We start from the raw sequence: 26,776 nt of genomic DNA, 5'->3' as shown, positions 1-26,776 counted from the left end.
CTCAGGCAACCTGGATCAGAACGCGGTCGCCGTCGACTCTGGTTGGATAGGTTCCCAAATTCACGCAGACCGGCGCGCGTTTTGCCTCGCCGCTGCGATAGTCGAACTGGCCGTTATGTTTCGGGCATTCGATGACGTAATCCATGACCAGTCCATCGGCCAAATGCACGTTTTCATGGGTGCAAAGCCCGTCGGTGCAGAAAAAACCATTCTCCGGGCTGCGGTAGATTGCATAGGTCCTGCCGCCGTGGTCGAAGCGGATGACATCCTCTTCGTCGATGTCGTCGGTTGCGCAGGCTTCGATCCAGTTGGTCATAGTCGTCTGTCCTTGTTGTGCGGCGTTTCTTCGGTGTTTTTGGGGCATTTATTCTGCGGGCACGCCAAGCGCGGTCTGGTGAAAATCGTCGCGATAGGGCTTTGCCGTCGCTGGCAGATCCCGTTTCAGGAAATAATCCTCGTAAGAGAGCTGTCGCTTCAGGGCGGGTATGACCTGTTTGTAGGCCTGCCAGATCGAGGTGTTCGGGGCGGGCAGGTCTGCCTTGATCCGCGCGTGCAGCTCTGGCAGACGGTGATAGGGCACCATTGGGAACATGTGGTGTTCGACGTGGTAATTCATGTTCCAATAGATGAACCGACTGACGGGATTCATGTAAACCGTGCGGCTGTTCAGGCGATGGTCCAGCACGTTATCGGCCAGCCCCGCATGCTGTAGAACGCCGGTCATGACATGGTGCCAGGCGCCGTAAAGCCGGGGCAGGCCGACAATCATCAATGGCAGGATTGACTGGGTCGCAAGCGCCAGCGCGATGACAGCGGCATAGATCGCAACCCAGAGACGCGCGACCGAAATGACCTTGGGTTTTTCCGTATCCGGAATATAGGTGGCCTCTTCGGGGTCAAGGCGTCCGCTTGCGTTCAGCAGCATGCGCGCCCAGCCATTCACCGCATCCACAATCCCGAACAGGTTCAGCACGATCCGCATCAGGGCGGGCGGGCGCATCGCGACGATCTCGGGGTCGCGACCGACGATAACGGTATCGGTGTGGTGCCGCGCATGGCTCCACCGCCATGACACCGGATTGCGGACCATCATAAAGCTGGCGATCTGGTAGATGATGTCGTTCATCCATCCGGTCTTGAACGCCGTGCCGTGGCTGCATTCATGCCAGCGGCTGTCCATTGCCGACCCGTAAAGCACCCCGTAGGCCAGCCAGAACGGTGCGGACCACCACGAGGGCCACAAGGTCACGCCCGCTGCGGCAAAGGCGGCCATCAATCCGAACAGCACGATGCTGTCGCGAATCGCCGGACCATTGCTGCGCTGCATCAGCGCCTTCATCTCTTTGCGGGGGACATCGGTGTGATACCATTCGGCCGCAGACAGACCTGTCTCTACCGCGCGCTGCGCGTCTTTCCCAAGCATACTGTAGTCACGTTTCGTCATCTCGGACCCTCCCGTCTTTGAAGGCGACGATAGGGGGGCATTTATCGTGTGACCAGATTGGGGGATTGAATTTCAGTCAATATCCATCAATATTGATCATCGTAAATGATAGCTTTACATCATCAGGGGGCATCATGGCTGGCAGACCGACGATTCACGATATTGCGAAAGAGGCGGGCGTCAGCGTCGCAACAGTGGACCGGGTTTTGAACGGCCGCCTTAAAGTGCGCGAGGAAACGGCGCGGCGGGTCTCTGACGCGGCCCATAGAATCGGGTATCACGCGACCAATCTGATCGAACAGCGTCTGCGCGGCGATCTGCCGGAAATGCGCTTCGGCTTTGTTCTGCAAAAGGAAAAGCAGGCGTTCTATCGTAACTTCGCGGCCGAAATCGAACACGCGGTGCGCAATGCACCCAACATCCGGGGCCGCGCGGTGATCGAATTCTCGACCTCTCAATCGCCGACAGATGTTGCAGAGATATTGCTGTCCATGAAGGGGCGCGTCGATGCTGTCGCGGCGACGGCGGTCAACCATCACCTGACCTCCGAGGCGGTGCGGGATTTGAAGGCAAGCGGCATTCCCACCTTCGCCCTGTTGTCCGACTTCGCGCAAGGAGAGCGGATAAACTACATTGGTCTCAATAACTTGAAGGTCGGCAGGGTTGCCGCGTGGATGCTGGCCACTGCGGCGCGCAAGCCCGGAAAGATCGCCATTTTTGTCGGCGGGCATCGCTGGCACGGGCATGAAATGCGCGAGGCCGGCTTTCGCAGCTATTTCCGCGAATCCATGCCGCAGTTCCAGTTGCTGGACACTTTGGTCAATCTGGAAACGCGCTTGCTGACCTACGAGGCCACTTTGGATCTGTTGTCGCGGCACCCGGATCTGGTGGGCATATATCTTGCCGGTGGCGGGATGGAGGGGGCATTTTCCGCTTTGCGCGAGGTCCGGCAACCGGGGCAGGTGGCGCTTGTGGTGAACGAACTGACGCCGGAATCGCGCACTGCCCTGTTCGACCGCTATGTGACAATGGTCGGCAGCACGCCCTTGCCGTTGCTGTGCAGGGATCTTGTGCGGCTGATGACCGAGGCGAAATTGGGCGAAGGCTCTTTGGTCCCAAGCCAGCATTTTCTGGAGCCGCATATATCCTTGCCGGAATCCATCTAGGGGTCAGGGGCTCTCTGCTTGATAGAAAAACATCATTTACATGATGGGAAATATTTCATCTATGATACCGAATGATTGCCGCCGTCTTGACCCAACATCGGGGCCTCGGCCATGTTTCCCCCCAATAGCGTTGTGCGGCTTCAGGTCGTAGGGCGCGACCGCAAGACGCGGTGTCACGGGAGGAGACGGTAGCCATGCTGCCCAAAGCACTAAATCACATGACTGCACCGGCAATGCGCTACGACGCATTTCTTGATCTGGCCGCCGCGCTGGGTTGCGTCGGGGTAGAGTTCCGCAATGATCTGCCCGGCGCCTTGTTCGACGGCGACAGCCCCGAAGCGGTGCGCGGGGCCGCGAAAAAGGCGGGCGTGCGTATCCTTGCCCTGGCCGAGGTGAAGCGGTTCAACGACTGGTCCGACGAAAAACGCGAAGAGGCGCGGGCGTTGATGGAAATCGCATCGGCCTGCGGGGCAGAGGCCGTCAGCCTGATCCCGCGCAATGACGGGCTGGGCATGGGCAACGGCGAGCGTCAGGCAAACCTTCGGGTTGCCCTGCGGGAACTGAAACCGCTTTTGCAAGAGTATAACCTGATCGGCATGGTAGAGCCGCTTGGTTTCGAGGTTTGCGCGCTGCGCTACAAATCCGAAGCGGTTGATGCGATCGAGGCGATGGATGCCGCCGGTCAGTTCAAACTGGTCCATGACACGTTCCATCATCATCTTGCGGGGGGCGGTCCGCTGTTTCCCGAACATACTGGTATCGTGCATATTTCAGGCGTCACAGACGGCGCGGTGCGGGTATCGGACATGCAGGATGCGCACCGCCTTCTGGTGGATGCGCAGGACCGGTTGGGTAACATCGACCAGATCGAGGCGCTGATGGCCACCGGATATACCGGACCGATCTCGTTCGAGCCGTTCTCGCCTGTTGTTCACGCCTTTACCGACCCGAAAGCAGAGCTGTCGCGGTCCTTCGATTTCATCGCCAGCCGTTTGGCCGCCAAGGCCGCCTGAAACGGGCAACGATGATTGCAACGCCCTCAACGGGCTTCCGGAAAAATCAATTGTGGTGAGCCGGACACCATATCGGGAGGAATACAATGAAAAAGACACTTGTGGCCGCTGGCCTTGCTTCGCTGTTGTCAACGGCTGCCATGGCAGAGAACGTCGGCGTTTCCATGGCGCTGTTCGATGACAACTTTCTGACCGTTCTGCGCAACGGCATGACGGATTATGCCGGCACCCTGCCGGGCGTCGATATTCAGGTTGAAGACGCGCAGAACGACGTGGGCAAGCAGTTGAACCAGATCCAGAACTTCATCGCGTCCGGCGTTGACGCGATCATCGTGAACCCGGTCGACACCGACGCAACGGTCGCCATGTCGCAAGCCGCAGAAGCCGCCGGAATTCCGCTGGTCTATGTCAACCGCCAGCCTGTCAACGTCGATACGCTGCCCGACAATCAGGCATTCGTCGCATCGAACGAGGTCGAGTCCGGCACATTGGAAACGCTGGAAATCTGCCGCCTGCTGAAGGAAAAGGGCAAAGGCGACGCAGCAAACATCATCGTCATGATGGGCGAACTGTCGAACCAGGCCGCGCGCCAGCGGACCCAGGACGTACATGACGTTATCACAACCGACGAGTGCAAATTCATGACCATCGTCGAAGAGCAGACCGCGAACTGGTCGCGGACACAGGGGGCCGATCTGATGGCCAACTGGCTGTCCGCAGGGATCCAGTTCGACGCCGTCGTCGCCAACAACGACGAAATGGCACTGGGTGCGCTTCAGGCTTTGAAAGCTGCAGGCATTTCGATGGATGACATGATTGTCGGCGGTGTTGACGCCACGCAAGACGCCCTGGCGTCGATGGCCGCAGGCGAACTGGACGTGACCGTGTTCCAGAACGCGGCAGGTCAGGGGGCAGGCGCGCTTGATGCGGCCCTTGCTCTCGCAAAGGGTGCCGAGGTTGCGCAGAAGGTCTATATCCCGTTCGAGTTGGTGACCCCTGCAAACCTGGCCGAATACGCAGCCAAGAACTGATAGGTCAAGCATTCAGGACGGGGCGCAGGGGGAATGTCCTTGCGCCCCGAACCTGCCAAAAGCGGGCGGACCGGCTCTAGGGCGTCTGGTTGGCCGAAAGAATATGACAGGGACATTTCATGGCAACTGCGACACAAACACCCCCAAAGCCGAAGCGGTATTGGCCCGCAGAACTTAACGCGCTTCTCGGATTGATCGGCATCGCGCTGATCTTCGAGGTTCTGGGCTGGATGACTCAAGACCAAAGCTTTCTGATGAACACCCAGCGTCTTTCGATCATGATCCTTCAGGTGTCGGTGATCGGCATTATCGCCATCGGCGTGACGCAGGTGATTATCACCGGCGGCATCGACCTGTCTTCGGGTTCTATTGTCGGGGCGACGGCGATGATCGCGATGAGCCTTGCGCAGGTGTCCACCTATCCGCGGGCGGTCTATCCGAACCTGACCGACCTTCCGGTGATTGTGCCGCTGGTTGTGGGTCTTGGCTGCGGGCTGTTCGCGGGGTTCGTGAACGGCATGTTGATCGCCTACACGAAGATCCCGCCGTTCATTGCAACACTTGGCATGATGGTCACGGCGCGCGGTCTGGCGAAATGGTATACAAAGGGGCAGCCGGTCTCTTTTCCGACCGACGGTTTTGCGGCTATCGGCAAGGGCATGATGCCCGTCGCGATCTTTATTGTCATCGCACTGCTGTTTCATCTGATCCTGAAATACACACTTTACGGCAAACACACCTACGCCATCGGGTCCAACCCCGATGCCGCGCGGATGTCGGGTATCAAGGTAGAGCGTCATTTGGTGCTGGTCTATTCGATTGCCGGCGTTCTTGCCGGTCTGGCGGGCATGGTGATTGCCGCGCGGGGTCTGACGGCGCAGGCGGGCATGGGCCAGATGTACGAACTGGACGCCATTGCGATGGCGGTGATCGGCGGCGTGTCGCTTGCGGGCGGGCGCGGGTCTATCGTAGGCACGGCAATCGGTATGCTGATATTCGGTGTTATCATATCCGGTTTCACCTTTCTGCGTCTCGACGCCTATTATCAGGAAATGATCAAGGGCGTGATTATCGTGGCTGCGGTTGTTGCCGACGTCTGGCGTCAAAAGCGCCGTGCGATTTCGGGCAGCTAAGGTTCAGGAAAGGACAAGATCATGACTATGCAGAACATCATCCTGAAGACCGAGGGCCTGACAAAGCGTTATGGCGGGGTTCATGCGCTGGAAGGCGCGGATTTCGAGCTGCGCGCGGGCGAACATGTTGCCATCGTGGGCGACAACGGTGCGGGCAAATCGACCTTTGTGCGGCAGATCACCGGCGTGGAACAGCGCACCTCGGGCAAGGTCTGGTTCGATGGGCAAGAGGTGCATTTCACCGGCCCGATCGCGGCGCGCGAGGCGGGCATCGAAACGGTGTTCCAGAACCTCGCTCTGGCCGATGATCTGGACGTGCCGTCGAACCTGTTTCTGGGGCGCGAAAAGATCCTGCTCAATCTCGGGCCGTTTTCCATTCTGGACCGCCGCGCCATGCGGGTGGCCACAGAGGCGGCGCTGAAAAAGACGGCGGTGAAAATTCCCGATCTGAACAACGCGATCCGCAACATGTCGGGGGGCCAGCGCCAGTGCGTTGCCATTGCGCGGTCGGCCAGTTTCGCGTCGAAACTGATCATCATGGACGAACCTACCGCCGCGTTGGGCGTTCAGGAAACCGGACAGGTCGAAAACATCATCCGCACCCTGAAAGAGCAGGGCGTTCCGCTGATCCTGATCAGCCATAACCTGCGGCAGGTGTTCGATCTTGTGGACCGCATCATCGTGTTCCGCCGCGGCCGGCTTGTGGCCTCGCTTCGGGTTGATGAAACCGATGGCAATGATATCGTATCCTATATTACAGGTGTCAAAGGCGACACGACCGAAGCCAGCTTTGCATAATTTTCGGCGCGTCGCACCGGCGGGCCTCCAACCAGAAAAGACACTCATATGACACTACGTTTTGGCGTTCTAGGCGCAGGCCGTATCGGGCGCGTTCACGCAAAGGCAATCGCCTCGACATCCGGGGCGGTTCTGACCGCCATCGCCGATCCGGTCGCGGCGGCGGCGCAGACCGTTGCAGGCGAATACGGCTGCGATATCCGCACGATCGAACAGATCGAGGCGGCAGCTGACGTCGACGCCGTCGTCATTTGCACGCCCACCGATACCCATTCCGACCTGATCGAGCGTTTCGCGCGGGCGGGCAAAGCCATCTTTTGCGAAAAACCTGTCGATCTGAGCGTTCAGCGCGTCAAGGAATGCCTGAAGGTCGTCGCTGCGGAAAAAGCCACCCTGATGGTCGGGTTCAACCGCCGGTTCGATCCGCATTTCGGTGCGCTGAAGGCGGCAATAGACGCGGGCGAAATCGGGGCGGTCGAAATGGTGACAATCACCAGCCGTGACCCCGGCGCGCCGCCTTGTGATTACATCTCGCGCTCTGGCGGTATTTTCCGCGATATGACGATCCATGATTTCGACATGGCCCGCTTCGTGCTGGGCGAAGAAATCGAAACCGTGCAGGCCGCCGCTTCGGTTCTGGTCGATCCCGAAATCGGCAAGCTGGGCGATTTTGACAGCGTCAATGTCATCCTGCGCACCGCATCGGGCCGCCAGTGCGTCATCACCAACTCTCGGCGTGCGACCTACGGGTATGATCAGCGGGTCGAGGTTCTGGGCTCTGACGGTATGGTCGCCGCAGAAAACATGCGCGAGGTGAATATCGAGTTGGCAAATGCCAAGGGATTCACTCGCCCGCCCTTGCTGGACTTTTTCATGACCCGCTACACCGCCGCCTATGCCGCTGAAATCGCGGCCTTCGTCAAGGCGGTAACGGAAAAGTCGGTGCCGCCCACAACCGGTCACGACGGGCTTGTCGCATTGGCGTTGGCGGATGCGGCGCTGCTGTCTGTCGCCGAAGGGCGCGTTGTGCGTCTGTCCGAACTTCTGGATTGATCGGAATATCCCATGACCAAAAAGCTTGATTTGATTACGATTGGCCGATCATCGGTCGACCTTTACGGCGCACAGATCGGTGGTCGGCTGGAGGACATGGGAAGTTTCGAGAAATATATCGGCGGATCGCCGACCAATATCGCAGCCGGCACGGCGCGGTTGGGGCTGAAATCCGCCCTGATTACCCGTGTCGGCGACGAGCATATGGGCCGCTTTATCCGCGAGGAATTGCAGCGCGAAGGCGTTGATGTGCAAGGTGTCAAGACCGACCCCGAACGCCTGACCGCGCTGGTGCTGCTTGGCATTCGCGATCAGGAGCAGTTCCCGCTGATTTTCTACCGCGAGAACTGCGCCGACATGGCGCTGTGCGAGGACGACATTGATCCGGCCTTTGTCGGATCGGCCCGCGCGGTTGTGGTCACCGGAACCCATCTGTCGAACCCCAGAACAGAGGCCGCCGTGCTGAAGGCCCTGCGCATCGCCCGCGAAACCGGCGCACAAACCGCGCTGGACATTGATTACCGCCCCAATCTTTGGGGGCTTGCGGGGCACGGCGACGGGGAAAGCCGCTTTGTCGAGAGCGCGGCCGTCACCGCCAAACTGCAAAAGACGCTGCCGCTGTTCGATCTGATCGTCGGCACAGAGGAAGAGTTCCACATCGCGGGCGGCACCACCGATACCATCGCGGCGCTGCGCGCGGTGCGGGCGGTGTCGGATGCCACATTGGTGTGCAAACGCGGCCCGATGGGGGCTGCGGCGTTTACTGCAGCGATCCCCGATACGCTGGATCAGGGCGAAAGCGGTCCGGGTTTTCCGATCGAGGTGTTCAACGTGCTTGGCGCGGGCGACGGCTTTATGTCGGGGCTGCTGAAGGGCTGGCTGGATGGCGAGGCCTGGCCGCGTGCGCTGACCTATGCCAATGCCTGCGGGGCCTTCGCCGTCTCGCGCCATGGCTGCACCCCCGCCTATCCAAGCTGGGCGGAGTTGCAGTTCTTTCTGGAACGCGGCGTGGTCACACCCGCACTGCGCCATGATGCGGCGCTGGAGCAGATCCATTGGGCCACGAACCGCAAGGGCGACTGGTCCTTGATGCGGGTTTTTGCCTTCGATCACCGGATGCAGCTGGAAACGATGCAGGGGGCGACAATCGCAAAAATCGGCCAGTTCAAGACGCTGTGCCTTGCCGCCGCCGCGCAGGTCGCGGACGGGCGCAAGGGGTACGGGCTTTTGTGCGACGGGCGGCTTGGCCGCGACGCTTTGTTCAAGGCCGAAGGGCAGGGGTTGTGGATCGGTCGCCCGGTCGAATGGCCCGGATCGCGCCCCCTGACGCTGGAACCCGAGATTGGGCCGGATTTTGGCGGATTGCGCGAATGGCCGCTGGATCAGGTCGTCAAGGTCTTGTGCTTCTACCACCCCGACGACACCGACGCCGTGAAGGCGCAACAAGAGGAAACGGTCAAACGCCTGTTCGCCTCTGCCCGTCGCAACCGGCTGGAGCTGTTGCTGGAGGTGATCCCGTCAAAGGTCGCCGCGGTCGACGACATGACCACCGCCCGGATCATCCAGCGGTTCTACGATATCGGCGTCTACCCTGACTGGTGGAAGCTGGAGCCGTTCAAGACCGATGCGGCCTGGGGCAATGCGGTGGATGCGATCACCCGCAACGACCCGAACACCCGCGGGATTGTGGTGCTGGGTCTTGATGCCCCCGCAGCCGAACTGGAGGCCAGCTTTGCCGTTGCCTCTAAGTATCCGCTGGTCAAGGGGTTCGCCGTGGGCCGCACGATTTTTGGCGATGTCGCAAAGCGCTGGATGACGGATACCTTGTCCGACGCCGATGCGATTGCCGAAATGGCCGCCAACTATAAACGTCTTTGCGATGTCTGGGACAAGACGCGCGCCGCCACCAAGGAGCAAGCAGCATGACCACGACCCGTTTGACCGCAGCACAGGCCATGGTGCGGTATCTGAGTGTGCAGATGAACGAGGACGGTGTGCCGTTCTTTGCGGGCGTCTGGGGCATTTTCGGTCACGGCAATGTCGCCGGACTGGGCGAGGCGCTGTATGGCATACGCGACACGCTGCCGACCTATCGCGGCCAGAACGAGCAAAGCATGGCCCATGCCGCCATCGCCTTTGCCAAACAGTCGAACCGCAAGCGCGCGATGGCTGTGACCAGCTCTATCGGGCCGGGGGCGACCAATATGGTGACCGCCGCCGCTTTGGCGCATGTGAACCGCTTGCCGGTGCTGTTCATTCCGGGTGATGTCTTTGCCAATCGCGGCCCCGATCCGGTCTTGCAGCAGGTCGAGGATTTCGGCGATGGCACGGTCAGCGCCAATGATTGCTTCCGCCCTGTCAGCCGCTATTTCGACCGGATCGCGCGGCCCGAACAGCTGTTGACCGCCTTGCCCCGCGCGATGGCGGTGATGACCGATCCTGCGGCCTGCGGTCCGGCCACCCTGGCTTTCTGTCAGGATGTTCAGGCCGAGGCCTATGAGTATCCCGACGCGTTCTTTGCGCCCAAGGTCTGGCGCCAGCGCCGGGTCCGGCCCGATCTGGCGGAACTGGCCGATGTCGTTGCGGCGATCAAGGCGGGCAAAACGCCAGTGATCGTGGCAGGCGGCGGCGTGCATTATGCAGGGGCCACCGATGCCCTGCGCGACTTTGCCGAGGCGCACCGGATTCCGGTCGTCGAAACGCAGGCGGGCAAATCCGCCCTGCCGTGGGACCATGCGTTGAACTTCGGTCCGGTTGGTGTCACCGGCGCCGCCTCGGCCAACGAGATCTGCGCAAAGGCCGATGTAGTGATCGGGGTCGGGACACGGTTTCAGGATTTCACCACCGGCAGCAGGAACCTGTTCCAGACCGCAGGCCGCTGCCTGATCTCGATCAACGTCGCGGCCTATGATGCGGTGAAACACGGCGCACTGCCGCTGAATTGCGATGCGCTGGTTGGTCTGGCCGAGGTAACAGAGGCATTGGGCGGGCATAAGGCACCAGCCCCCGATGGCACGTTGAAAACCAAATGGTTTGCCGCCGTTGACCCGCTGACAGACGCGCCGGCAGACGCCAAGGCCTTGCCCAGCGACATGCAGGTCGTCGGTGCCGTGCAACGCAGCGCTGGCCCCGATACGGTCGTGATGTCCGCCGCAGGCACCATGCCAGGAGAGCTGCACAAGCTGTGGAAAGCGCCACGCGCCGGGGCCTATCATATGGAATACGGGTTTAGCTGCATGGGCTACGAGATGGCCGGTGCCATGGGCATCAAGATGGCCCAACCCGATCGCGATGTGATCTGCATGGTCGGCGACGGCAGTTATATGATGATGAACTCGGAATTGGCGACGGCGGTGATGATGGGGATCAAGATCACCATCGTCCTGACCGACAACCGTGGCTACGGCTGTATCAACCGGCTGCAAATGGGCACCGGCGGGGCAGAGTTCAACAACCTGCTTGACCACTCCTATCATACCCAGCCCAGCCATATCGACTTTGTCGCCCATGCCGCGTCCATGGGGGCCGAGGCGGTCAAGGCCGGATCCATCGCCGAACTTTCGGCGGCGTTGGAACACGCGAAAACGGTCAGGGGACCGTTTGTCGTGGTGATCGACACAGACCCCTACCCAAGCACGCCGGACGGTGGCACATGGTGGGACGTCGCGGTGCCCGAGGTCTCGGTCCGCAAAGATGTCAACACAGCGCGCACCGCCTACGAGGCCGCGCTAAAGGAGCGTAACGCAAGATGATTAGCTACGGCACAAACCCGATTGCATGGTCCAATGACGACGACCAGACGCTGGGCGCGGATATCCCGCTGGCGCAGTGCCTGACCGAAGCAGGCAAGATCGGCTTTGACGGGATCGAGAATGGCCACAAGATGCCATGGGACCCGGTTGCGCTGAAGGCGGTGCTGGACCCGCACGGGCTGCGGTTCGTGTCGGCGTGGTATTCGCTGGATTTGCTGGAACTGTCTGTCGAGGAACAGAAAGTGGCGATGCAGCCGCATCTGGACCGCCTGAAGGCGATGGGATGCAGCGTTTGCATCGCTTGCGAGACCTCTAATGCGATTCACGGCAAGGACAGCGCGCCGCTGGCGGACAGCCCTGTTCTGGCGACGGATCGCTGGGCAGAGTTCGGTGCCAAGGTCGAGGCGATTGCCGCCTTTACACAGGCGCAGGGTCTGACGCTTGTTTACCATCACCATATGGGCACCATCGTGGAAACGCCCGGTGAAATCGACCTGTTCATGGCCAATACCGGACCTGCAACCAAGCTGTTGTTCGACGCGGGGCATTGCTATTTCGGCGGCGGAAACCCGGCAGAGGTTCTGGCGCGCCACGCGGGCCGCGTCGGGCATCTGCATGCCAAGAACGTGCGTCCTTCGGTTATGGCAGAGGTGCGCGAACAGGGGCTGTCGTTCCTTGAGGGCGTGCGCCGTGGCGTCTTTACCGTGCCGGGTGATAGCGAAGGCGGCGTTGATTTTCCCGCTGTCCTGAAGGTCGCCGCGGACGCGGGCTATCACGGCTGGCTGGTGATCGAGGCAGAGCAGGACCCCGCCCTGCGCAACCCGTTCGACTATCAGTCGCTGGGTCTGAAATCCCTGCGCGAGATGGCCAAAGGGGCCGGATTGGACAAAAGCTGATGCAGATACTTGATGTGCAACATCCGTTCTTCCGACCGCTTTGGCGGCGGATCGCGGTCGTCGTGTTCTGTCTGGGGTGGGGCGCTGTGGAACTCCGCAGTAACGAGCCGTTCTGGGCGATCCTGTTCGGGGCATTGGGGGTTTACTGCGCATGGCAGTTCTTCTTTGTGTTCCGGCAGAAAACCGATAAAGCGAAAGGCCCTGACCAATGACCGACCTGCTGCGCAAACCTTCGGGGACCACTGGCAAGGTTCATGACATCACCGCCAATGATGCGGGCTGGGGCTATGTCGGGTTCGGGCTGTATCGTCTGGCCAAAGGCGAAACCGTCGCCGAACCCACGGGCGACACCGAAGTGATACTTGTGCTGGTCGAGGGCAAGGCCCGCATCGGCGCCGGCGATCAGGATTTCGGCGAACTGGGCGACCGGATGGATGTGTTCGAGCGCACACCGCCGCATTGCGTCTATATTCCCAACGGGTCCGACTGGTCGGCCACCGCCACCACCGAATGCACGCTGGCGGTCTGCACTGCGCCGGGCAAAGGCGGCCATGCGGCGCGGGTTCTGGACCTGCCGGAACTGACCCCGCGCGGGCAGGGGGCCAACACGCGCTATATCAACAACATCGCCATGGAAGGCATTGATGTCGCCGACAGCCTGCTGGTGACAGAGGTCTTCACCCCGCAAGGCAACTGGTCGTCCTACCCGCCGCACCGCCATGACGAAGACGACTATCCGAACATGACCTATCTGGAAGAAACCTATTACCACCGCCTGAACCCCGCACAGGGCTATGGCATCCAGCGGGTCTGGACCGAGGACGGCAGCCTTGACGAGACGATGGCCGTCAGCAACCACGACGTCGTTCTGGTGCCCCGCGGCCATCACCCTTGCGGCGTGCCCTACGGTTACGAGATGTATTACCTGAACGTCATGGCCGGCCCGATCCGCAAATGGCGGTTCCAGAACCATCCCGACCACAACTGGATCTACGAGCGCGACCAGTAACCCCGCGTCAGGCCCGCACGCCGGATCATCCCCCCTTACCCTATCCCAGAACTGGACAAACCAGCATGAGTGCTCCCTATATTCTGACGCTGTCGTGCAAGAACCATGCAGGTATCGTTGCGGCTGTCTCGACGTTTCTTGCGCAGTGTGGCGCGAATATTGTCGAGGCACAGCAATACGACGACACCGACACCGGCAACTTTTTCATGCGGATCGCTTTTGATTTTGTCGCCGAAGACAGGTTCGACGCGGTTCTGGCCGGATTTGGGGATGTCGCCGGGCCGCATGGCCTCGACTTTGGATTCAAAACACCGACGGCGCGCAAGAAGGTGATGATACTGGTCAGCAAGTTCGATCACTGTTTGGCCGATTTGCTGTATCGCCACCGGATCGGTGAACTTGAAATGGATGTTGTCGGCATCTGCGCCAACCACCCCGCCACAAGTTTCGTCGGGCTGGATTTTCACGGCATTCCCTTCCATTACTGCCCCATCACGAAAGAAACCAAGCCGCAGCAAGAGGCGCAGTTGAAGCAGTTGATCACCGATTCAGGTGCCGATCTGGTGGTTCTTGCGCGGTATATGCAAATCCTGTCCGATGATTTTTCGGCATTCCTGTCGGGACGGTGTATCAACATCCACCACAGTTTCCTGCCCGGTTTCAAAGGATCGAAACCCTATCACCAAGCCCATGCGCGCGGGGTCAAACTGATTGGCGCGACGGCGCATTTCGTGACCGAGGATCTGGATGAGGGTCCGATCATCGAGCAGGACGTCGAGCGCATTTCCCATGCGGACCAACCCGATGAGCTGGTGAAAAAGGGTCGTGATATTGAACGGCGTGTTCTGGCACGGGCGGTCGAATACTATTTGCAGGACCGCGTTTTGCTGAACCGGACCAAAACCGTGGTGTTCAGAACCTGAAGCGACGCGGCGGCGCATGGGCGCGGCGGTGATCCTGTCGCGCCTCAGCCCCAGGCGTAATTGAAACTGACGCTGATCCGTTCCTCGTCGGCCATGTTCAGCGGCACCTCGTGGCGTAGCCAGCTTTCCCACAGCAGAACCTCGCCCGCTTCGGGGGCGACATAGGTAAACGTGCGCAATTCGGGCCGCGCCTTGGCCTTGCGCACAGGCGCGGCCATCATCATCGCCAGCCGCGGATCCTCGAACTTTATGGCGCTGGCGCCTGTGGGCATCGTGACATAGGTGGTGCCGCTGATCACGCTATGCGGATGCAGATGCGATGTGTGCACGCCGCCTGTGGGCAGGATGTTGATCCACATTGAATCCAGCTTGATCTTCTTGCCGCCCAGATCGAACTGAAGGTCTTTGACAAAGGCCGCAACATGCTTGTCCAGCACCTTGACCAGATCCTTGAAGATCGGGAACCGCCAGGCCAGATCATCCAGCGAGGCATAGCTGGTATAGCCCGGATAGCCGTGTTTCTCGCACCAGTCCTGTCCGGCCTCGTCATCCTCGGCAATCGACAGGCAGGTGGTTTCAAGCTCTGCCGCGTCGGGCGCCTTGCCGAGTTCGGCAAGTGCGGCGCGGTACAGGCGGGTGACGAAAAGTGATTCTATCTGTGACATGACCCGTCTTACCCCAGCGCCTTGGGGCGCGCAAAGCAGTCCGGCCCGTTCGGCGTGAATTGATATGCACCCCGAACGCCGCCCGCCTGCGCCAACTTCGGGCGCTACGCCCCGGTGACCCGCCAGATGACATCGCCAACATCGTCGGCCATCAGCAAAGAGGTCTTGTCGGGGCCGATAGTGACACCGACCGGACGCCCGAACGATACTTTTTCGTCCTGAGACAAAAATCCCCACAGAATGTCGCGGGGCGGCCCCGACGGGTGGCCGTTTTCGAACGGCACAAAGATCAGCTTGTAGCCGCTCAATGTGGAGCGGTTCCAGGAGCCGTGCTGACCGATGACCATCCCGTCAGAAAAGCCGGGAAGGGTGCCCTCTGGCATCCAGCAGAGGCCCAGCGACGCGGTATGGCCACCAAGCGCGTAATCGGGCGTGATCGCGCGATCCACCAGCGCCTGATCCTGCGGCACACGGTCATCCACCGTCTTGCCCCAATAGCAATAGGGCCAGCCGTAGAACCCGCCATCCTGCACCGAGGTCAGATAATCCGGCGGGGTCTCGTCGCCAAGGCCGTCCCGCTCGTTCACCACGGTCCACAGCGCCCCTGTCTCCGGCTCCCAGGCCGTGCCCACGGCGTTGCGCAGGCCGGACGCGAAAATGCGCGCCTTTCCGGTTGCAAGGTCAAGCTCCCAGATCGCGGCGCGGCCTTCCTCGGCGTCCATGCCGTCATCTGCGATATTGGTCAGCGATCCGACACCGGCATAGATTTTGGTTCGGTCGGGCGAGACAATCAGGCTGCGGGTCCAATGCCCGCCCGGCTTGAACGCGACAAGCTTGTGGCCCGGACCTGCCAGACGGGTGTCGCCGTCCTTGTAGGGAAAGGCAACGATGCCGTCGGTGTTGCCGACATAGAATGTGCCGTCCACCAGCGCCATACCGAAGGGCTGGTTCTGGTTTTCCAGAAACACCTTGCGGGTTTCGGCCACGCCGTCGCCGTCTTCGTCGCGCCACAGCGTGATCCGGTTGGCGCTGTTCCCCAGCGCACGGGCGCGGCGCATCGTGGCCTGGGTGACGCGGTCCATCAGGTTTTTCGGCGGGCTGGCCTGTTGCAGCGCCTCGGCGACCAGAACATCGCCGTTCGGCAGCACCTCGATCCAGCGCGGATGTTGCAGATCCGACGCAAAGGCATTGACCTTGAGCCCCGGAGCCGCCGACGGCACCTGACCCGGCGCCCAGCCTTTTGCGGTGGGCATTTTCAGGGTCATGATCCCCTGTTTCTTTGCCTCTGGGATTGTTGGTGTCGTGCCGACAGCCTGTGTGTCGGGCGCCCCCATCCGTCTGAGTAGCACCATTGTGCCGCCCACAATAGCCGTCGCGCGTGCCAGAAAGTCCATGATATGCCCCGATGATTTTTCAGGTCCAGCCTAGCGCAGCGCCAGAGCGAGGCAAAGGCCGAATTCCGGTGTTTCAACCCGCCCTCTGTGGGCCGCCTAATTGCCTTGACGGTGCGTGGAATGTTGGTTGCGATCATGCTGCACGACCAATACGTCGGGGAATGCAACACTGTCGCAACACTGCCGCGGCTTGTTCAAAATTCGCTATCGCGCAAAACAACCTATGGTTATAATCAAATCTGCCCGGAATAAATCTATTAGAAACAAACAGCACGGTTCGGATACATATGGCGCGCAAGCAAATAACTGGTGTTAAAGCGTGAGAGCCAGGTCGCGCATGGCGCATTTGTCCCTGTTTGTCGCCTGTGTCAGCCTGTCCGTTTTCGCATTTCTGGGGGTCAGATCCTTCGAGACCGCACGCCAGGAGAACGCATTCCAGCGCATCATCGACAACAGCCGCGGCGCGTTGCTGGTGCGGTTGCAAAGCTATCGTCAAAGTCTGGGCGGGATCAGCGGCTTTCTGGGGGCATCCGAGGATGTCAATCTGGCCGAGTGGCGGGTTTACGTCGACGCGCTGGATATCGGCAACAAGCTGACGGGTATCAGCGGGATCGGTCTGATCGTTCCGGTGGCCCACGACAAGACAGAGGCCTTTATCGCGCAAACAAAAGAGGCAGGCATCGTCGATCTGAAGATCCATCCGGACACGTCCTCGACGGAAAAGATGGTTGTCAAATACATCGAACCTTTGGCGGAAAACGCGCCTGCTGTCGGTCTGGATATTACCTTCGAGGCAGAGCGACGAACCGCCGCCGAACTGGCCCGGGCCACCGGAACCGCACGCCTGACGGGGCGGATTGATCTGGTGCAGGATGGCACGAACCTTCCGGGGTTTTTGCTGTTGTATCCACATTATGAGGCGTTTCCCAATCAAGATGGCACCCGCGGTGCCTTTGTGGGATGGATTTATGCCCCCTTCACCGGGGCCCGCGTGCTGGACCAGCTGACGCTCAGCCAAGGGGTTGATTTCGACCTGAGGGTTTATGACGGCCGGACCACCGATGCCGGAATGCTTGTCTATGACAGCAGGCCCGCAGGCAGTGCAGCCTATGCCTCTGCGCTTGTGCGGACGGCCGTGATTTCGGTATTCGGCCGGGAATGGACGCTGGAATGGGCAAGCACAGAGGCCTTCGAACACCCCGTGCAAGGGGCGGCGGCCTGGGGCGTTTTGCTTGTCGGCTTCGGGTTGACCGGTCTTTTCGGCGCGTTTCTGCTTTTGACCTATCAAAGGGAACAGGTTGCCACCGCGCTTGTCGATGAAAAAACCAAAGAGCTGACCTCGCGCGAGGAAGAGAACCAGTCGGTGATCGAGAACGCCTTGGTTTCTATCTTTGTGTTGAATGAAAGCCGCGAAATCATCAGCTCCAATCAGGCCGCCGAGAGTCTGTTCGGCTATTCCGCTGCTGAAATGGGCGGCCTGCCGTTTGACCATCTGGTTCCGCAGGACACCTCTGATCATTGGGGCACCGCGCTGCCGGCCAGATGCAGGACCAAGACCGGGTCTGCATTGATGCTGGATGTGCAGATGAACACCTGGTCCACCGCCGCCGGAGAGACGCGGTATACCGCCGTTGCGCGGGACGTCACAGAGCAAGAGGCCAGTGCGCGGCACCTGCAAGAGACCGAGAGACGCTGGAACCTTGCGCTGCAAGGGGCCGAAATCGGTGTGTTCGACGTCAATCTGGTGACGGGGGTGTCGGTTGTGTCCGACACCTGGCGGTCGCTGATGGATTTGCCCGTCGGTGACATGACCATCGCAAACCAGAGCAATTTTTTCGGGCGGATTCATCCCGATGACAGGGCGCAACTGGAGGCGGCAGATGCCGCCTGTCTGCGCGGCGAGACAGAGCGTTCCATTTCCGAAATCAGAATTGACTTCGGTGACAAGGGCTGGCGGTGGCACCGGTGCGATGCCGTCGTGGTAGAACGCGCCCCCGATGGCACGCCGCTGCGGCTGGTCGGGGCGCAGACCGATGTGACCTCGCTTCGCGAAACGCGCGATGCGCTGCACGCAAGCGAAGAACGGTTCCGCATGCTTCTTGCCCACGCCCCCGCTGGCATGGCGCAGTTCGAGGCAACAGGGCATATCGTGGGCGCGAATGGCGCGATGTGCCAGTTGACCGGCTATTCCGAGGTCGAATTGCTTCATATGTCGACGCAGGACATCGTGTTCCCCGAGGCCTATGACGTCATCGCGCAAAACATTGCCAAGCTGACCATCGACAGCCCCGAGACCTATCAGGGCGAGCACCGGATCATGAAAAAGAACGGCGAACTGGCCTGGGGGCTGATCAGCATCTCGCGGGTTACCGACCCTGGAAACGGCGGGCAGGTCTTTATCGCGCAGGTCAACGACATCACCGAGAAAAAGCAGGTGGAGCGGATCAAAAGCGAGTTCGTCGCAACCGTCAGTCACGAGTTGCGCACGCCTCTGACCTCGATCAAGGGGGCAATCGGGCTGATGCTGGGCACGATGCGCGACAAACTACCCAAATCGGGCGAACGCCTGCTGGAAATTGCGTTGACCAACACGGACCGTCTGATTGATCTGGTGAATGACATTCTTGATCTGGAAAAGGTCTCGTCCGGGAATATAGACTTTACGTTCCGGGCCGAAGACCTGACTGCAATTGTCGAGGACGCAGTGCATCTGATCAGACCTGCGGCCGCCGCACGCGCGATCCATATATCGGTCAAGACACAGTCGCGCGGCGATCCGGCCTGGGTTGATCGCAACCGCGTGTCGCAGGTTGTCATCAACCTTTTGTCGAATGCCTGCAAATTCTCGGACGAGGGCGGCACGGTCCGAATAACCATCGAAGACGACGGCGCGATGCAGAAGGTTTCGGTCAGGGACGACGGGGCAGGGGTGCCTGACGCCTTCAGAGCCAAGATATTCCAGCCGTTTTCGCAGGCCGACAGTTCCGATACACGGGCCAAGGGTGGCACCGGCCTGGGACTGAGCATTTGCAGGCAGCTGATCGAGCAAATGGGCGGCCAAATCGGGTTTGACAGCGTCAAGGGCGCCCCGACATCGTTCTGGTTCACCTGCCCGAAGGCGACAGAGGGCGCCACCCAGGAAAATGTTGCAGGCTGACCGGCAAGGCTGCGGCGTTCCTTTGGCCTTGATGTCTTGTTTTGGTCATTTTTCGAGCATGAAAATAGCCAATAGTTCCGGCATCATGAGCTTGCAGATTGATGATAATGAGGCCTGGCATTGAGGCAAGGATCTTAGAGAAACGGCAGATGCGGTATTGAATGCGCGCGATTGCCCATCTGAACAGAGGCAAGCTTAGTGTTGAATTTATTTAAAAATTACTCTTTCGGGGGCATTGCCTTCTTCAGTCTTCAAGGCGGGACCGCCGCCCATGCTTTTACCTTAACGCCGACCCAGTTCCATTCGACACTGTCATCGCTTGCGGTGTCGACGACAACGCTTTTCGGGCTTGGGCTTTGGTCGTTGATGCGGTCACGCGCAGATCGCAGAAGCCTGTCCACACAACATTCTAAACTTGCGCATGAAGTGGCTGCGCTGAACTCTCATGCGATTGTAACCCTGACGGATACGGACGCGCGGATCACCTATGCAAACGAAAAATTCACCGAGGCGACGGGCTACGCACCGGGGGAACTGATCGGACAGAGCGCCGATGTGCTGTATCCGAAAGACGAAAACGAACGTTTTGTCCATATCAGGCAAGAGCTGGAAAAGGGTAATACCTGGTCGGGCGAAACGCGGATTCTGCGCCGCGACGGCGGCACGATCTGGACCCGCGCGACAATCATGCCGCGCCTTGGGGATGGTGGCGTTTTCCTTGGGGCGATCTCTGTCAGGACCGATATCACCTCGACGAAAATGGATGCGGCACAGCGCGATGTCAGCATGATGCTGGATAAGCTGTCGGACGAAATCTATATCTTCGATCTTGTGACCCTGCGCTATACCTACATGAACGAAGCCGCGATGAAACGGCATGGCCATGATTGCCAGACCTACCTTCAGAAGACCTTTGTGGATGATGTGCCCGATCTGGACGCGGATGAATTCCGGGCAAAGATCGCAACCCTTGTCGATGACAAGGTCGAGCGGTTCCAGGGCTCGATTTCCGTCTGGGGCGTTCCGTTCGACATTTCGTTGCAACTGATCCGGCCCGAACTTGGCGATATGCGATGCGTTGCGGTTCTGCGCGATGTGTCCGAACGGATCGCGATCGAAAGAACCAAGGATGAATTCATCGCGACGGTCAGCCATGAACTGCGGTCGCCTTTGACGTCGATCAAGGGCGCGATGGGTCTGCTGTTGTCCGGTGCCGCCGGTGATCTGACCGACAAATCACGGAAAATGCTGGAAATTGCCCATCGAAATGCCGACCGGCTGGTGTTGATTATCAACGACATTCTCGACCTTGAAAAGATCGCCGCAGGCCAGATGGAATTTCGGATGGAAGCCAACGATCTGGTGTCGGTGGTCAATGAGGCGGTGATCGCTAACCAGCAGTTCGCCGACCGCTTCGACGTGCGGATTGTGACAAAAGGGCTGCAAGGCACCGCCAGGGCGACCTTTGATCCAGATCGGATTTTGCAGGTTTTGAACAATCTGCTGTCCAATGCCGCGAAATTCTCCAACCCCGGCGGCGAGGTGCACGTCATCGTAGAGACCCTTGATGATCGCTACCGTGTCACGGTGCAGGATTTTGGCGACGGCATTCCCAAAGAGGCACAATCGAAGATTTTTGAACGTTTCACACAGGCCGAAAACAATGATCGCCGTGCGGCGGGCGGCACCGGCCTTGGGCTGAGCATCGCGAAGGCGATTGTCGAAAGCCATGGTGGCCAGATCGCCTTTGAAAGCGAAGACGGGCACGGCACAAAGTTCTACTTCGAGCTGCCGTTGCTACTCGAAGGGGTTGCATCTGGTAGCTCTCGCGCTGCATAGTTGATTGATCTGTAAGGGAGCAACCATGACGCGCATTTTGCATGTAGAGGACGACCTGGACATTCAGGAAATCGCCATGATGTCGCTGGAAATGTCCGGCGAGTTTGACGTTGTTCAATGTTCGTCCGGTGAAAGCGCAATCGAGGTCGCGCCAAAGTTCCAGCCAGAGTTGTTGCTGCTAGACGTGATGATGCCGGGAATGAATGGCCAGACGGTGATGGAAAAGCTGCGCCAGCTTTCCGGGCTGGAGAACGTGCCGACAATTTTTATGACGGCGCGGGCGCAACCCTCAGAGATCGAGGCGCTGATTGCATTGGGGGCCATCGGTGTGATCGTCAAGCCGTTCGATCCGATCGCATTGCCGGACCAGATCAAGGCATTGCTGCAAAAGGTAAAGAGCCGCGCCTGAACCCTATGCCGCCTGGCAAAGCGCGTCTGACAGATCCAGAAATTGGTCCAGATTGCCGACAATAAGGGGCAGATCTGGGGCCGCGTTATCCAGATGCCGAATGATTTGGTTTTCGATTGTCCGTGCCTGTGCGCCGAATTCGGGAAACCCGAGGGTTCCGGCGGTGCCCGCAATTTTATGCAGGATAAACTGGGCCTGTTTCAGCGCTGCCTTGCAATGCTCCGGTCGATTCATTGCGTCGCGCAGGGTCTCCAGCTCTTGTTGGCGCTCTGCCAGTATGACCAGAAACCGCGCCCTGATCCGCTCAAGGCCGGGCAGGTTCGCGGGGACGGCGGTCATGCGGTTTCTCCCAGAAACCAGATGTGATCGAGTTCTTTCTCGAGTTTGATGCTCGCCTCTTCGGCGCTTGCGTGGGCCTCGATCAGGGCATCCATCGCGCCCTGTCCGCTGCGCCAGATCAGCCGCACGGGGTGGCCCGCGCAAACCCGGATCGTCAGGGGCTCCCCCCCGTTTCTGTGCAGGTCCATCTGCGACAGGGTCCAGTCGATCTCGGATGTCAGCAGCTTCATATCCGGTTTCCATCCGCCCTCTGTCACACAGGCGAATGTGCCGTTGCCGGCATAGGAAATCAGGAATTGATGCGGTTTCAGGCTTTCCGAAATCGCCTCGGATACGTCGGCAATCAGGCCCTGAAACTCGAACGAAGTCGTTTCGCGGTGCAGCTTTTCGATCCCGCGAATGTTGAACGCAAAGACGGTAGAGCCGAACATCGCGCCGCGCGACAGCTGTGTCAGATAGTTTTCGAGGGCGAAATATTCGATCACCCCGTCAACCTCGTTGATCGCGACAGGTTCGTGCAGGTCAATATGTTGCTTGCGCGGCTGCGCCTTTCCCGCCTGTTTGACGGCAAAAATCTTGTCGGTCCTGCCTCTGCGCTCTGCAACGATGCTTTCGATCACATTGATCCTGCCATGCAGTTCCATGATGTCGAAGGGCTTGTTCACATAGTCGGTGGCCCCGGCCGAGAACGCGGCATCAATGTAGCGCTTGTCGGACATCGCGGTGATCATCACGATCGGCGCACGCGCGTAAACCGGAATGTCCCGCAGAATTTCGCACAACTGGATGCCGTCGATGCCGGGCATCTGGATATCCAGCAAGAAGCAATCGAACGGGGTGGGGGTTTTGGAAAGCTCGTCAAGCGCCTCTGCGGCGCAAAGCGCCGTGGTCATCTCATGTTCGCCAAACGAGGCAAGCAGTTCAGACAGCAATTCCAGGATGATTGGGTCATCGTCGACTGCCAGAATCTTCATTGCGCATTCTCCAGTGGTGTTTTTATCAGAAACCGAAATTTTCCAGTGATCAAAACCTGACCGCGAACGGTCGTATTCTGTGCCCCTCTGACATTCAACCTGACCGCGAACTACGGCGAGATTGTGGCGTGTGGCACAATTTCCATTCCAATTAACGAAAAATTTATCTTTTGTATGAGAAAGGGCGCGGCTGGGTGAGACCGCAGACCCTTTCGGGCAGGGCGGGCATGCCTTTTCTCTGAGCGCGCACCAAGGGCAAAGGCCTTGCCCCTGGCAGTCCTTGTAATCCGACCTGAAACAGGCAATTCATGGGCCGCGCAGGGCGCGTTCCGGTGCTTGCCATCCCGCAACCACAAGTGACGGTGATATGCAGTTCACAGACCCTTTGGCGCTTGTCGCAATTTTTGTCGCACTGGCTCTTGGCGGCATCCTGAAGGGTGCAACCGGCGCGGGAGCACCTGTTCTTGCGATCCCCGTGATCGCCGCGTTCTTCGATGTGCGCATGGCGGTTGTGATGATGATAGTGCCGAACCTGCTTACGAATCTTTTGCAGGTCTGGAAATTCCGCGATCAGCGTTTGGGCGGCTCTTTGCCCTGGTTGTTTGCGGTCGGGGGCGCGGCGGGGGCCTTGCTTGGAACCTATCTGCTGGCAAATCTTTCGGTCGATACGCTGTCGCTGATCGTGGCGGGCGGCGTCCTTTTATATATCGCGGTGCGGCTGGTCTGGCCCGGCATGGTGCTGTCGCTGGGGCTGGCGACGCGGCTTGCAGTGCCGATGGGGGTGGCGGCAGGGGTGCTTCAGGGGGCGTCGGGGTTGTCGGCACCGGTCTCGATCACCTTTCTCAACGCGATCCGGCTGGAGCGGGTGCTGTTCATTTCGACCATCTCGTTGTTCTTTGCGGTGATGTCCCTGGCGCAGATGCCGGCATTGGTCTGGGTCGGCATCCTGACGCCGACCACCCTGTTGTTCAGCTGTCTGGCGCTTGTGCCCTTGTTGGGGTTCATGCCCGTCGGGGGATGGCTGGCGCGCTCTGTGTCAAAAGATGCCTTTGACCGGGTTCTGCTTGCGCTTCTGGCGGTGCTTGCGGTCAAGCTGATCCTGTCGGCGCTTTCCTAACAGACAATCACCCTGGTGCCCCACTCCGCACAGCGACCGGCAAGCGGGGCGGGCAGGGCCTTGTCGGTGAAAAACGTGTGAATGCTGCGCAATGCCGCGATGCGGGCGGGGGCTGTGCGTTTGAATTTGGAATGATCCGCCACCAGAAACGTCTTGCGCGACTGCCGGATGATGGTCTGGCTGACGCCGACCTCCTGAATGTCAAAATCCATCAGGTCGCCGTCCTCGTCCATTGCGGAACATCCGATGATCGCCAGATCGAACCTGAACTGTTCGATCGTCTGGGTGGTCAGATTGCCGACCAGCCCGCCGTCCGACCGTCGCAAGACGCCGCCGGTGACGATCACCTGACAGTCGGCGTTCTCGGCCAATATATTGGCGACGTTCATATTGTTGGTCACCACCATCAGGTTCCGGTGGGTCAACAATTCCCGGGCGACGGCCTCTGTGCTGGTGCCGATGTTCAGAAACACCGAGGCGCTGTCGGGAATGGCTGTGGCGCAGGCGCGCGCCATGGCGGTTTTGGCCGGCTCGTTCAGCTTGCGGCGTTCCTGATACCCGATGTTCGTGGTGCCCGATGGCGGCACTGCCCCGCCGTGGACACGGTCCAGTTTTCCGGCCTCTGCCAGCTCTGTCAGGTCGCGGCGGATGGTCTGAAGCGTGACATCGAAATGTTCGGCAAGCTCTTCGACGGTCACCTTTCCGTTCCGGCGTGCGATCTCGATGATCTCTGGCAGGCGAAAACTCTGTGACATTTGCATTCCTGATCTTGGGCAAGGGGTCCGAACAGATATCCGCGCTTTGGATGGAAAAGCAACATTTTCGCGCATGGTTTCGGCAAATCAGCATTGGTTTCTTTGGATACCCCCCGGTTGAATGCCAGACAGCGGGTGATTTTCCAGCGCCAAAACCTATGTTTTCAGGGAAACGCCCGACAGGTTCGATTTTAAAATAACGAACTAAAAACGAACATAAACGAAAAATATCTTCCAAAATATCGTGCCATACCATAGAAATATCGAATAGATTCGTATGAAGGGTGGGAGGCCGTCGTCGTGTCACAGAAGCAATCATTCACGCAGGACGTTGATCTGTTCGTCATTGGCGGCGGCATCAACGGGTGCGGTATTGCGCGTGACGCTGCGGGGCGCGGGATGACTGTTGCGCTGGCCGAAATGAACGATCTGGCCTCTGCCACATCCTCGGCGTCGACAAAACTGTTCCACGGCGGATTGCGATATCTTGAATATTTCGAGGTGCGACTTGTCCGCGAGGCCCTGATCGAGCGCGAGACGCTGTTGCGGGCCATGCCCCACATAAGCTGGCCGATGCGCTTTGTGCTGCCCTACCATAAAGACATGCGGTTCGAGTCTGACACGCCCACATCCAAGGTGCTGAACGTCGTCATGCCGTGGATGCGTGGCCGTCGTCCGGCATGGCTGATCCGGTTGGGCCTGTTCCTGTATGACACGCTGGGCGGGCGCAAGATCCTGCCCGCAACGCGCACATTGGACCTGACGACAGATCCGGCGGGCCGCCCGTTGAAGGACAAGTTCACCCGCGCGTTCGAATATTCTGACTGCTGGATCGAGGATTCGCGTCTGGTTGCGCTGAACGCCCGCGATGCGCAGACGCGTGGCGCGCGGATCATGGTCCAGACCAAGGTGATCGCGGCGGTGCGGGACGGTGACCACTGGGACGTCACGGTCGAGGACCGCGAGACCGCCACACAACAGCACATCCGCGCGAGGATGCTGGTCAATGCCGGCGGTCCCTGGGTCGGCGACATCATTCACAATACGGTCCGTATCAACTCTGCCGAGGGCGTTCGGCTGGTGCGCGGCAGCCATATCGTGACGAAAAAGCTGTTCGACCACGACAAATGCTATTTCTTTCAGGGCACTGATGGCCGGATCATTTTCGCCATCCCCTACGAGACGGATTTCACCCTGATCGGCACCACCGACGCGGAACAGGACGACCCGTCGGTCAAGCCGGTCTGCACCCCCGAAGAACAGGATTACCTGTGCGCCTTTGCGTCCGAGTATTTCAAAAAGCCGGTCACGCGGGACGATATCGTCTGGACCTATTCCGGCGTGCGCCCGCTTTATGACGATGGGGCAAGCTCTGCCACGGCGGCGACGCGGGACTATACGCTGAAGGTCGACACAAACGGCGGTGCACCGATGCTGAACGTGTTTGGTGGCAAGATCACCACATACCGCCGTTTGGCGGAACATGCGCTGGACAAGATCGTGCCGTTCTTTGACGCGCCCTCAAAGGGCTGGACGGCGGGTGTCGCGTTGCCCGGCGGGGATTTTCCGGTGGGGGATGTGGACCGCCTGATTGCCGAACTGCAAGCCGCCTTTGGGTTTGTGGACGCGCCTTGGGCCCGCCGCCTTGTGCGCGCTTACGGGACAGAGGCCGCGACGTTGCTGGGCGATGCGGAAACGCTGGCGGATCTGGGGCGCGATTTCGGCGCGACCCTGACCGAAGCAGAGGTGACCTGGCTGATGCAGAAGGAATTCGCGCGTGCGGCAGAGGATGTCGTCTGGCGCCGGTCCAAACTGGGCCTGCGGATGACAAGGGCGGACATCGCGCAACTGGACGACTGGATGAAGGCCAAAGGGCCAAAACGCACCATTTCGGCAGCGAAATAGGGCG

The 26,776-nt window shown here is 59.7% G+C and carries 24 protein-coding genes; 17 read left to right on the top strand and 7 right to left on the bottom strand.

Translation table 11 applies throughout. From position 1 onward, the window contains the following. Nucleotide 1: 1 nt before the first annotated feature. Entirely contained in the window at nucleotides 2-316 is a 315-nt protein-coding gene (locus tag ACEN2R_RS06150) for a MocE family 2Fe-2S type ferredoxin (RefSeq protein ID WP_442040279.1), read from the bottom strand. Between the two features lie 48 nt (nucleotides 317-364). Next, entirely contained in the window at nucleotides 365-1,444 is a 1,080-nt protein-coding gene (locus tag ACEN2R_RS06145; protein WP_442040277.1) for a fatty acid desaturase family protein, read from the bottom strand. A gap of 134 nt (nucleotides 1,445-1,578) precedes the next feature. On the opposite strand from ACEN2R_RS06145, the gene ACEN2R_RS06140 reads away from it, so the two are divergent. The 12 genes from ACEN2R_RS06140 (at nucleotide 1,579) to purU (ending at nucleotide 14,218) form a co-directional block, all read left to right on the top strand. Beyond that, the gene (locus ACEN2R_RS06140; RefSeq protein ID WP_442040275.1) at nucleotides 1,579-2,610 is read left to right on the top strand and encodes a LacI family DNA-binding transcriptional regulator; all 1,032 of its coding nucleotides are present in this window, start codon (nucleotides 1,579-1,581) and stop codon (nucleotides 2,608-2,610) included. A 218-nt stretch (nucleotides 2,611-2,828) separates the two neighbouring features. Then, nucleotides 2,829-3,623, top strand: a complete 795-nt coding sequence (locus ACEN2R_RS06135) for a TIM barrel protein (protein ID WP_442040273.1) — start codon at nucleotides 2,829-2,831, stop codon at nucleotides 3,621-3,623. An 86-nt stretch (nucleotides 3,624-3,709) separates the two neighbouring features. Beyond that, the gene (locus ACEN2R_RS06130; protein WP_442040271.1) at nucleotides 3,710-4,654 is read left to right on the top strand and encodes a sugar ABC transporter substrate-binding protein; all 945 of its coding nucleotides are present in this window, start codon (nucleotides 3,710-3,712) and stop codon (nucleotides 4,652-4,654) included. A 119-nt stretch (nucleotides 4,655-4,773) separates the two neighbouring features. After that, entirely contained in the window at nucleotides 4,774-5,787 is a 1,014-nt protein-coding gene (locus tag ACEN2R_RS06125) for an ABC transporter permease (RefSeq protein ID WP_442040269.1), read from the top strand. Between the two features lie 27 nt (nucleotides 5,788-5,814). Next, on the top strand, nucleotides 5,815-6,585 hold the full coding sequence (locus ACEN2R_RS06120) for an ATP-binding cassette domain-containing protein (protein ID WP_442040441.1): 771 nt from the start codon (nucleotides 5,815-5,817) through the stop codon (nucleotides 6,583-6,585). Between the two features lie 48 nt (nucleotides 6,586-6,633). After that, nucleotides 6,634-7,638, top strand: a complete 1,005-nt coding sequence (gene iolG / locus ACEN2R_RS06115; protein WP_442040267.1) for an inositol 2-dehydrogenase — start codon at nucleotides 6,634-6,636, stop codon at nucleotides 7,636-7,638. 12 nt (nucleotides 7,639-7,650) lie between these two features. Beyond that, nucleotides 7,651-9,564 carry a bifunctional 5-dehydro-2-deoxygluconokinase/5-dehydro-2-deoxyphosphogluconate aldolase gene (locus tag ACEN2R_RS06110; RefSeq protein ID WP_442040265.1) on the top strand — a complete coding sequence of 638 codons (1,914 nt, stop codon included), beginning with the start codon at nucleotides 7,651-7,653 and terminating at the stop codon, nucleotides 9,562-9,564. Continuing rightward, a complete protein-coding gene (iolD, locus tag ACEN2R_RS06105) occupies nucleotides 9,561-11,390 on the top strand; it encodes a 3D-(3,5/4)-trihydroxycyclohexane-1,2-dione acylhydrolase (decyclizing) (RefSeq protein WP_442040263.1) in 1,830 nt (609 codons plus the stop codon). The genes ACEN2R_RS06110 and iolD overlap by 4 nt, the downstream gene beginning before the upstream one ends. Continuing rightward, nucleotides 11,387-12,286 (top strand): myo-inosose-2 dehydratase, encoded by a 900-nt coding sequence (gene iolE / locus ACEN2R_RS06100; protein WP_442040261.1) that lies wholly within the window; start codon nucleotides 11,387-11,389, stop codon nucleotides 12,284-12,286. The genes iolD and iolE overlap by 4 nt, the downstream gene beginning before the upstream one ends. Continuing rightward, nucleotides 12,286-12,498 carry a hypothetical protein gene (locus ACEN2R_RS06095; protein ID WP_442040259.1) on the top strand — a complete coding sequence of 71 codons (213 nt, stop codon included), beginning with the start codon at nucleotides 12,286-12,288 and terminating at the stop codon, nucleotides 12,496-12,498. Before iolE ends, ACEN2R_RS06095 begins: the two co-directional genes overlap by 1 nt. Continuing rightward, on the top strand, nucleotides 12,495-13,295 hold the full coding sequence (gene iolB, locus ACEN2R_RS06090) for a 5-deoxy-glucuronate isomerase (RefSeq protein ID WP_442040257.1): 801 nt from the start codon (nucleotides 12,495-12,497) through the stop codon (nucleotides 13,293-13,295). Before ACEN2R_RS06095 ends, iolB begins: the two co-directional genes overlap by 4 nt. Nucleotides 13,296-13,360: 65 nt before the next feature. Next, nucleotides 13,361-14,218, top strand: coding sequence for a formyltetrahydrofolate deformylase (gene purU / locus ACEN2R_RS06085; RefSeq protein ID WP_442040255.1), 858 nt, complete (start codon nucleotides 13,361-13,363; stop codon nucleotides 14,216-14,218). Nucleotides 14,219-14,262: 44 nt separating this feature from the next. Here purU and ACEN2R_RS06080 read toward each other — a convergent pair whose 3' ends face one another. Next, the gene (locus ACEN2R_RS06080; RefSeq protein ID WP_442040253.1) at nucleotides 14,263-14,883 is read right to left on the bottom strand and encodes a TIGR02466 family protein; all 621 of its coding nucleotides are present in this window, start codon (nucleotides 14,881-14,883) and stop codon (nucleotides 14,263-14,265) included. A 104-nt stretch (nucleotides 14,884-14,987) separates the two neighbouring features. Continuing rightward, entirely contained in the window at nucleotides 14,988-16,277 is a 1,290-nt protein-coding gene (locus ACEN2R_RS06075) for a PQQ-dependent sugar dehydrogenase (protein WP_442040251.1), read from the bottom strand. A gap of 337 nt (nucleotides 16,278-16,614) precedes the next feature. Between ACEN2R_RS06075 and ACEN2R_RS06070 the strand changes: the two genes are divergently transcribed. From ACEN2R_RS06070 to ACEN2R_RS06060, 3 genes are all read left to right on the top strand, one after another. Continuing rightward, entirely contained in the window at nucleotides 16,615-19,434 is a 2,820-nt protein-coding gene (locus tag ACEN2R_RS06070) for a CHASE domain-containing protein (RefSeq protein WP_442040249.1), read from the top strand. Between the two features lie 201 nt (nucleotides 19,435-19,635). Continuing rightward, nucleotides 19,636-21,273 carry an ATP-binding protein gene (locus ACEN2R_RS06065; RefSeq protein WP_442040247.1) on the top strand — a complete coding sequence of 546 codons (1,638 nt, stop codon included), beginning with the start codon at nucleotides 19,636-19,638 and terminating at the stop codon, nucleotides 21,271-21,273. Between the two features lie 25 nt (nucleotides 21,274-21,298). Next, nucleotides 21,299-21,682, top strand: a complete 384-nt coding sequence (locus ACEN2R_RS06060; protein ID WP_442040245.1) for a response regulator — start codon at nucleotides 21,299-21,301, stop codon at nucleotides 21,680-21,682. 3 nt (nucleotides 21,683-21,685) lie between these two features. On the opposite strand, the gene ACEN2R_RS06055 is transcribed toward ACEN2R_RS06060, so the two are convergent. Together ACEN2R_RS06055 and ACEN2R_RS06050 are read right to left on the bottom strand one after the other, a co-directional pair. Beyond that, nucleotides 21,686-22,021, bottom strand: coding sequence for an Hpt domain-containing protein (locus tag ACEN2R_RS06055; RefSeq protein WP_442040243.1), 336 nt, complete (start codon nucleotides 22,019-22,021; stop codon nucleotides 21,686-21,688). Next, nucleotides 22,018-22,995, bottom strand: coding sequence for a response regulator (locus ACEN2R_RS06050; protein WP_442040241.1), 978 nt, complete (start codon nucleotides 22,993-22,995; stop codon nucleotides 22,018-22,020). Before ACEN2R_RS06050 ends, ACEN2R_RS06055 begins: the two co-directional genes overlap by 4 nt. Nucleotides 22,996-23,362: 367 nt before the next feature. Between ACEN2R_RS06050 and ACEN2R_RS06045 the strand changes: the two genes are divergently transcribed. Then, complete coding sequence (locus tag ACEN2R_RS06045) at nucleotides 23,363-24,112, top strand: TSUP family transporter (protein ID WP_442040239.1); 750 nt, start codon at nucleotides 23,363-23,365, stop codon at nucleotides 24,110-24,112. On the opposite strand, the gene ACEN2R_RS06040 is transcribed toward ACEN2R_RS06045, so the two are convergent. Next, on the bottom strand, nucleotides 24,109-24,867 hold the full coding sequence (locus ACEN2R_RS06040) for a DeoR/GlpR family DNA-binding transcription regulator (RefSeq protein ID WP_442040237.1): 759 nt from the start codon (nucleotides 24,865-24,867) through the stop codon (nucleotides 24,109-24,111). The genes ACEN2R_RS06045 and ACEN2R_RS06040 overlap by 4 nt on opposite strands. Nucleotides 24,868-25,167: 300 nt before the next feature. Between ACEN2R_RS06040 and glpD the strand changes: the two genes are divergently transcribed. Continuing rightward, a complete protein-coding gene (gene glpD / locus ACEN2R_RS06035) occupies nucleotides 25,168-26,772 on the top strand; it encodes a glycerol-3-phosphate dehydrogenase (RefSeq protein ID WP_442040235.1) in 1,605 nt (534 codons plus the stop codon). The last annotated feature ends 4 nt before the right edge of the window (nucleotides 26,773-26,776 follow it).

Origin of the sequence: Pseudogemmobacter sp. W21_MBD1_M6 (genome assembly GCF_052119585.1) — a bacterium.
Classification (GTDB): Bacteria; Pseudomonadota; Alphaproteobacteria; order Rhodobacterales; family Rhodobacteraceae; genus JBGQOJ01.
The sequence above is the reverse complement of the archived record's forward strand: the minus strand, read 5'-3'. Positions and strand labels throughout refer to the sequence as shown.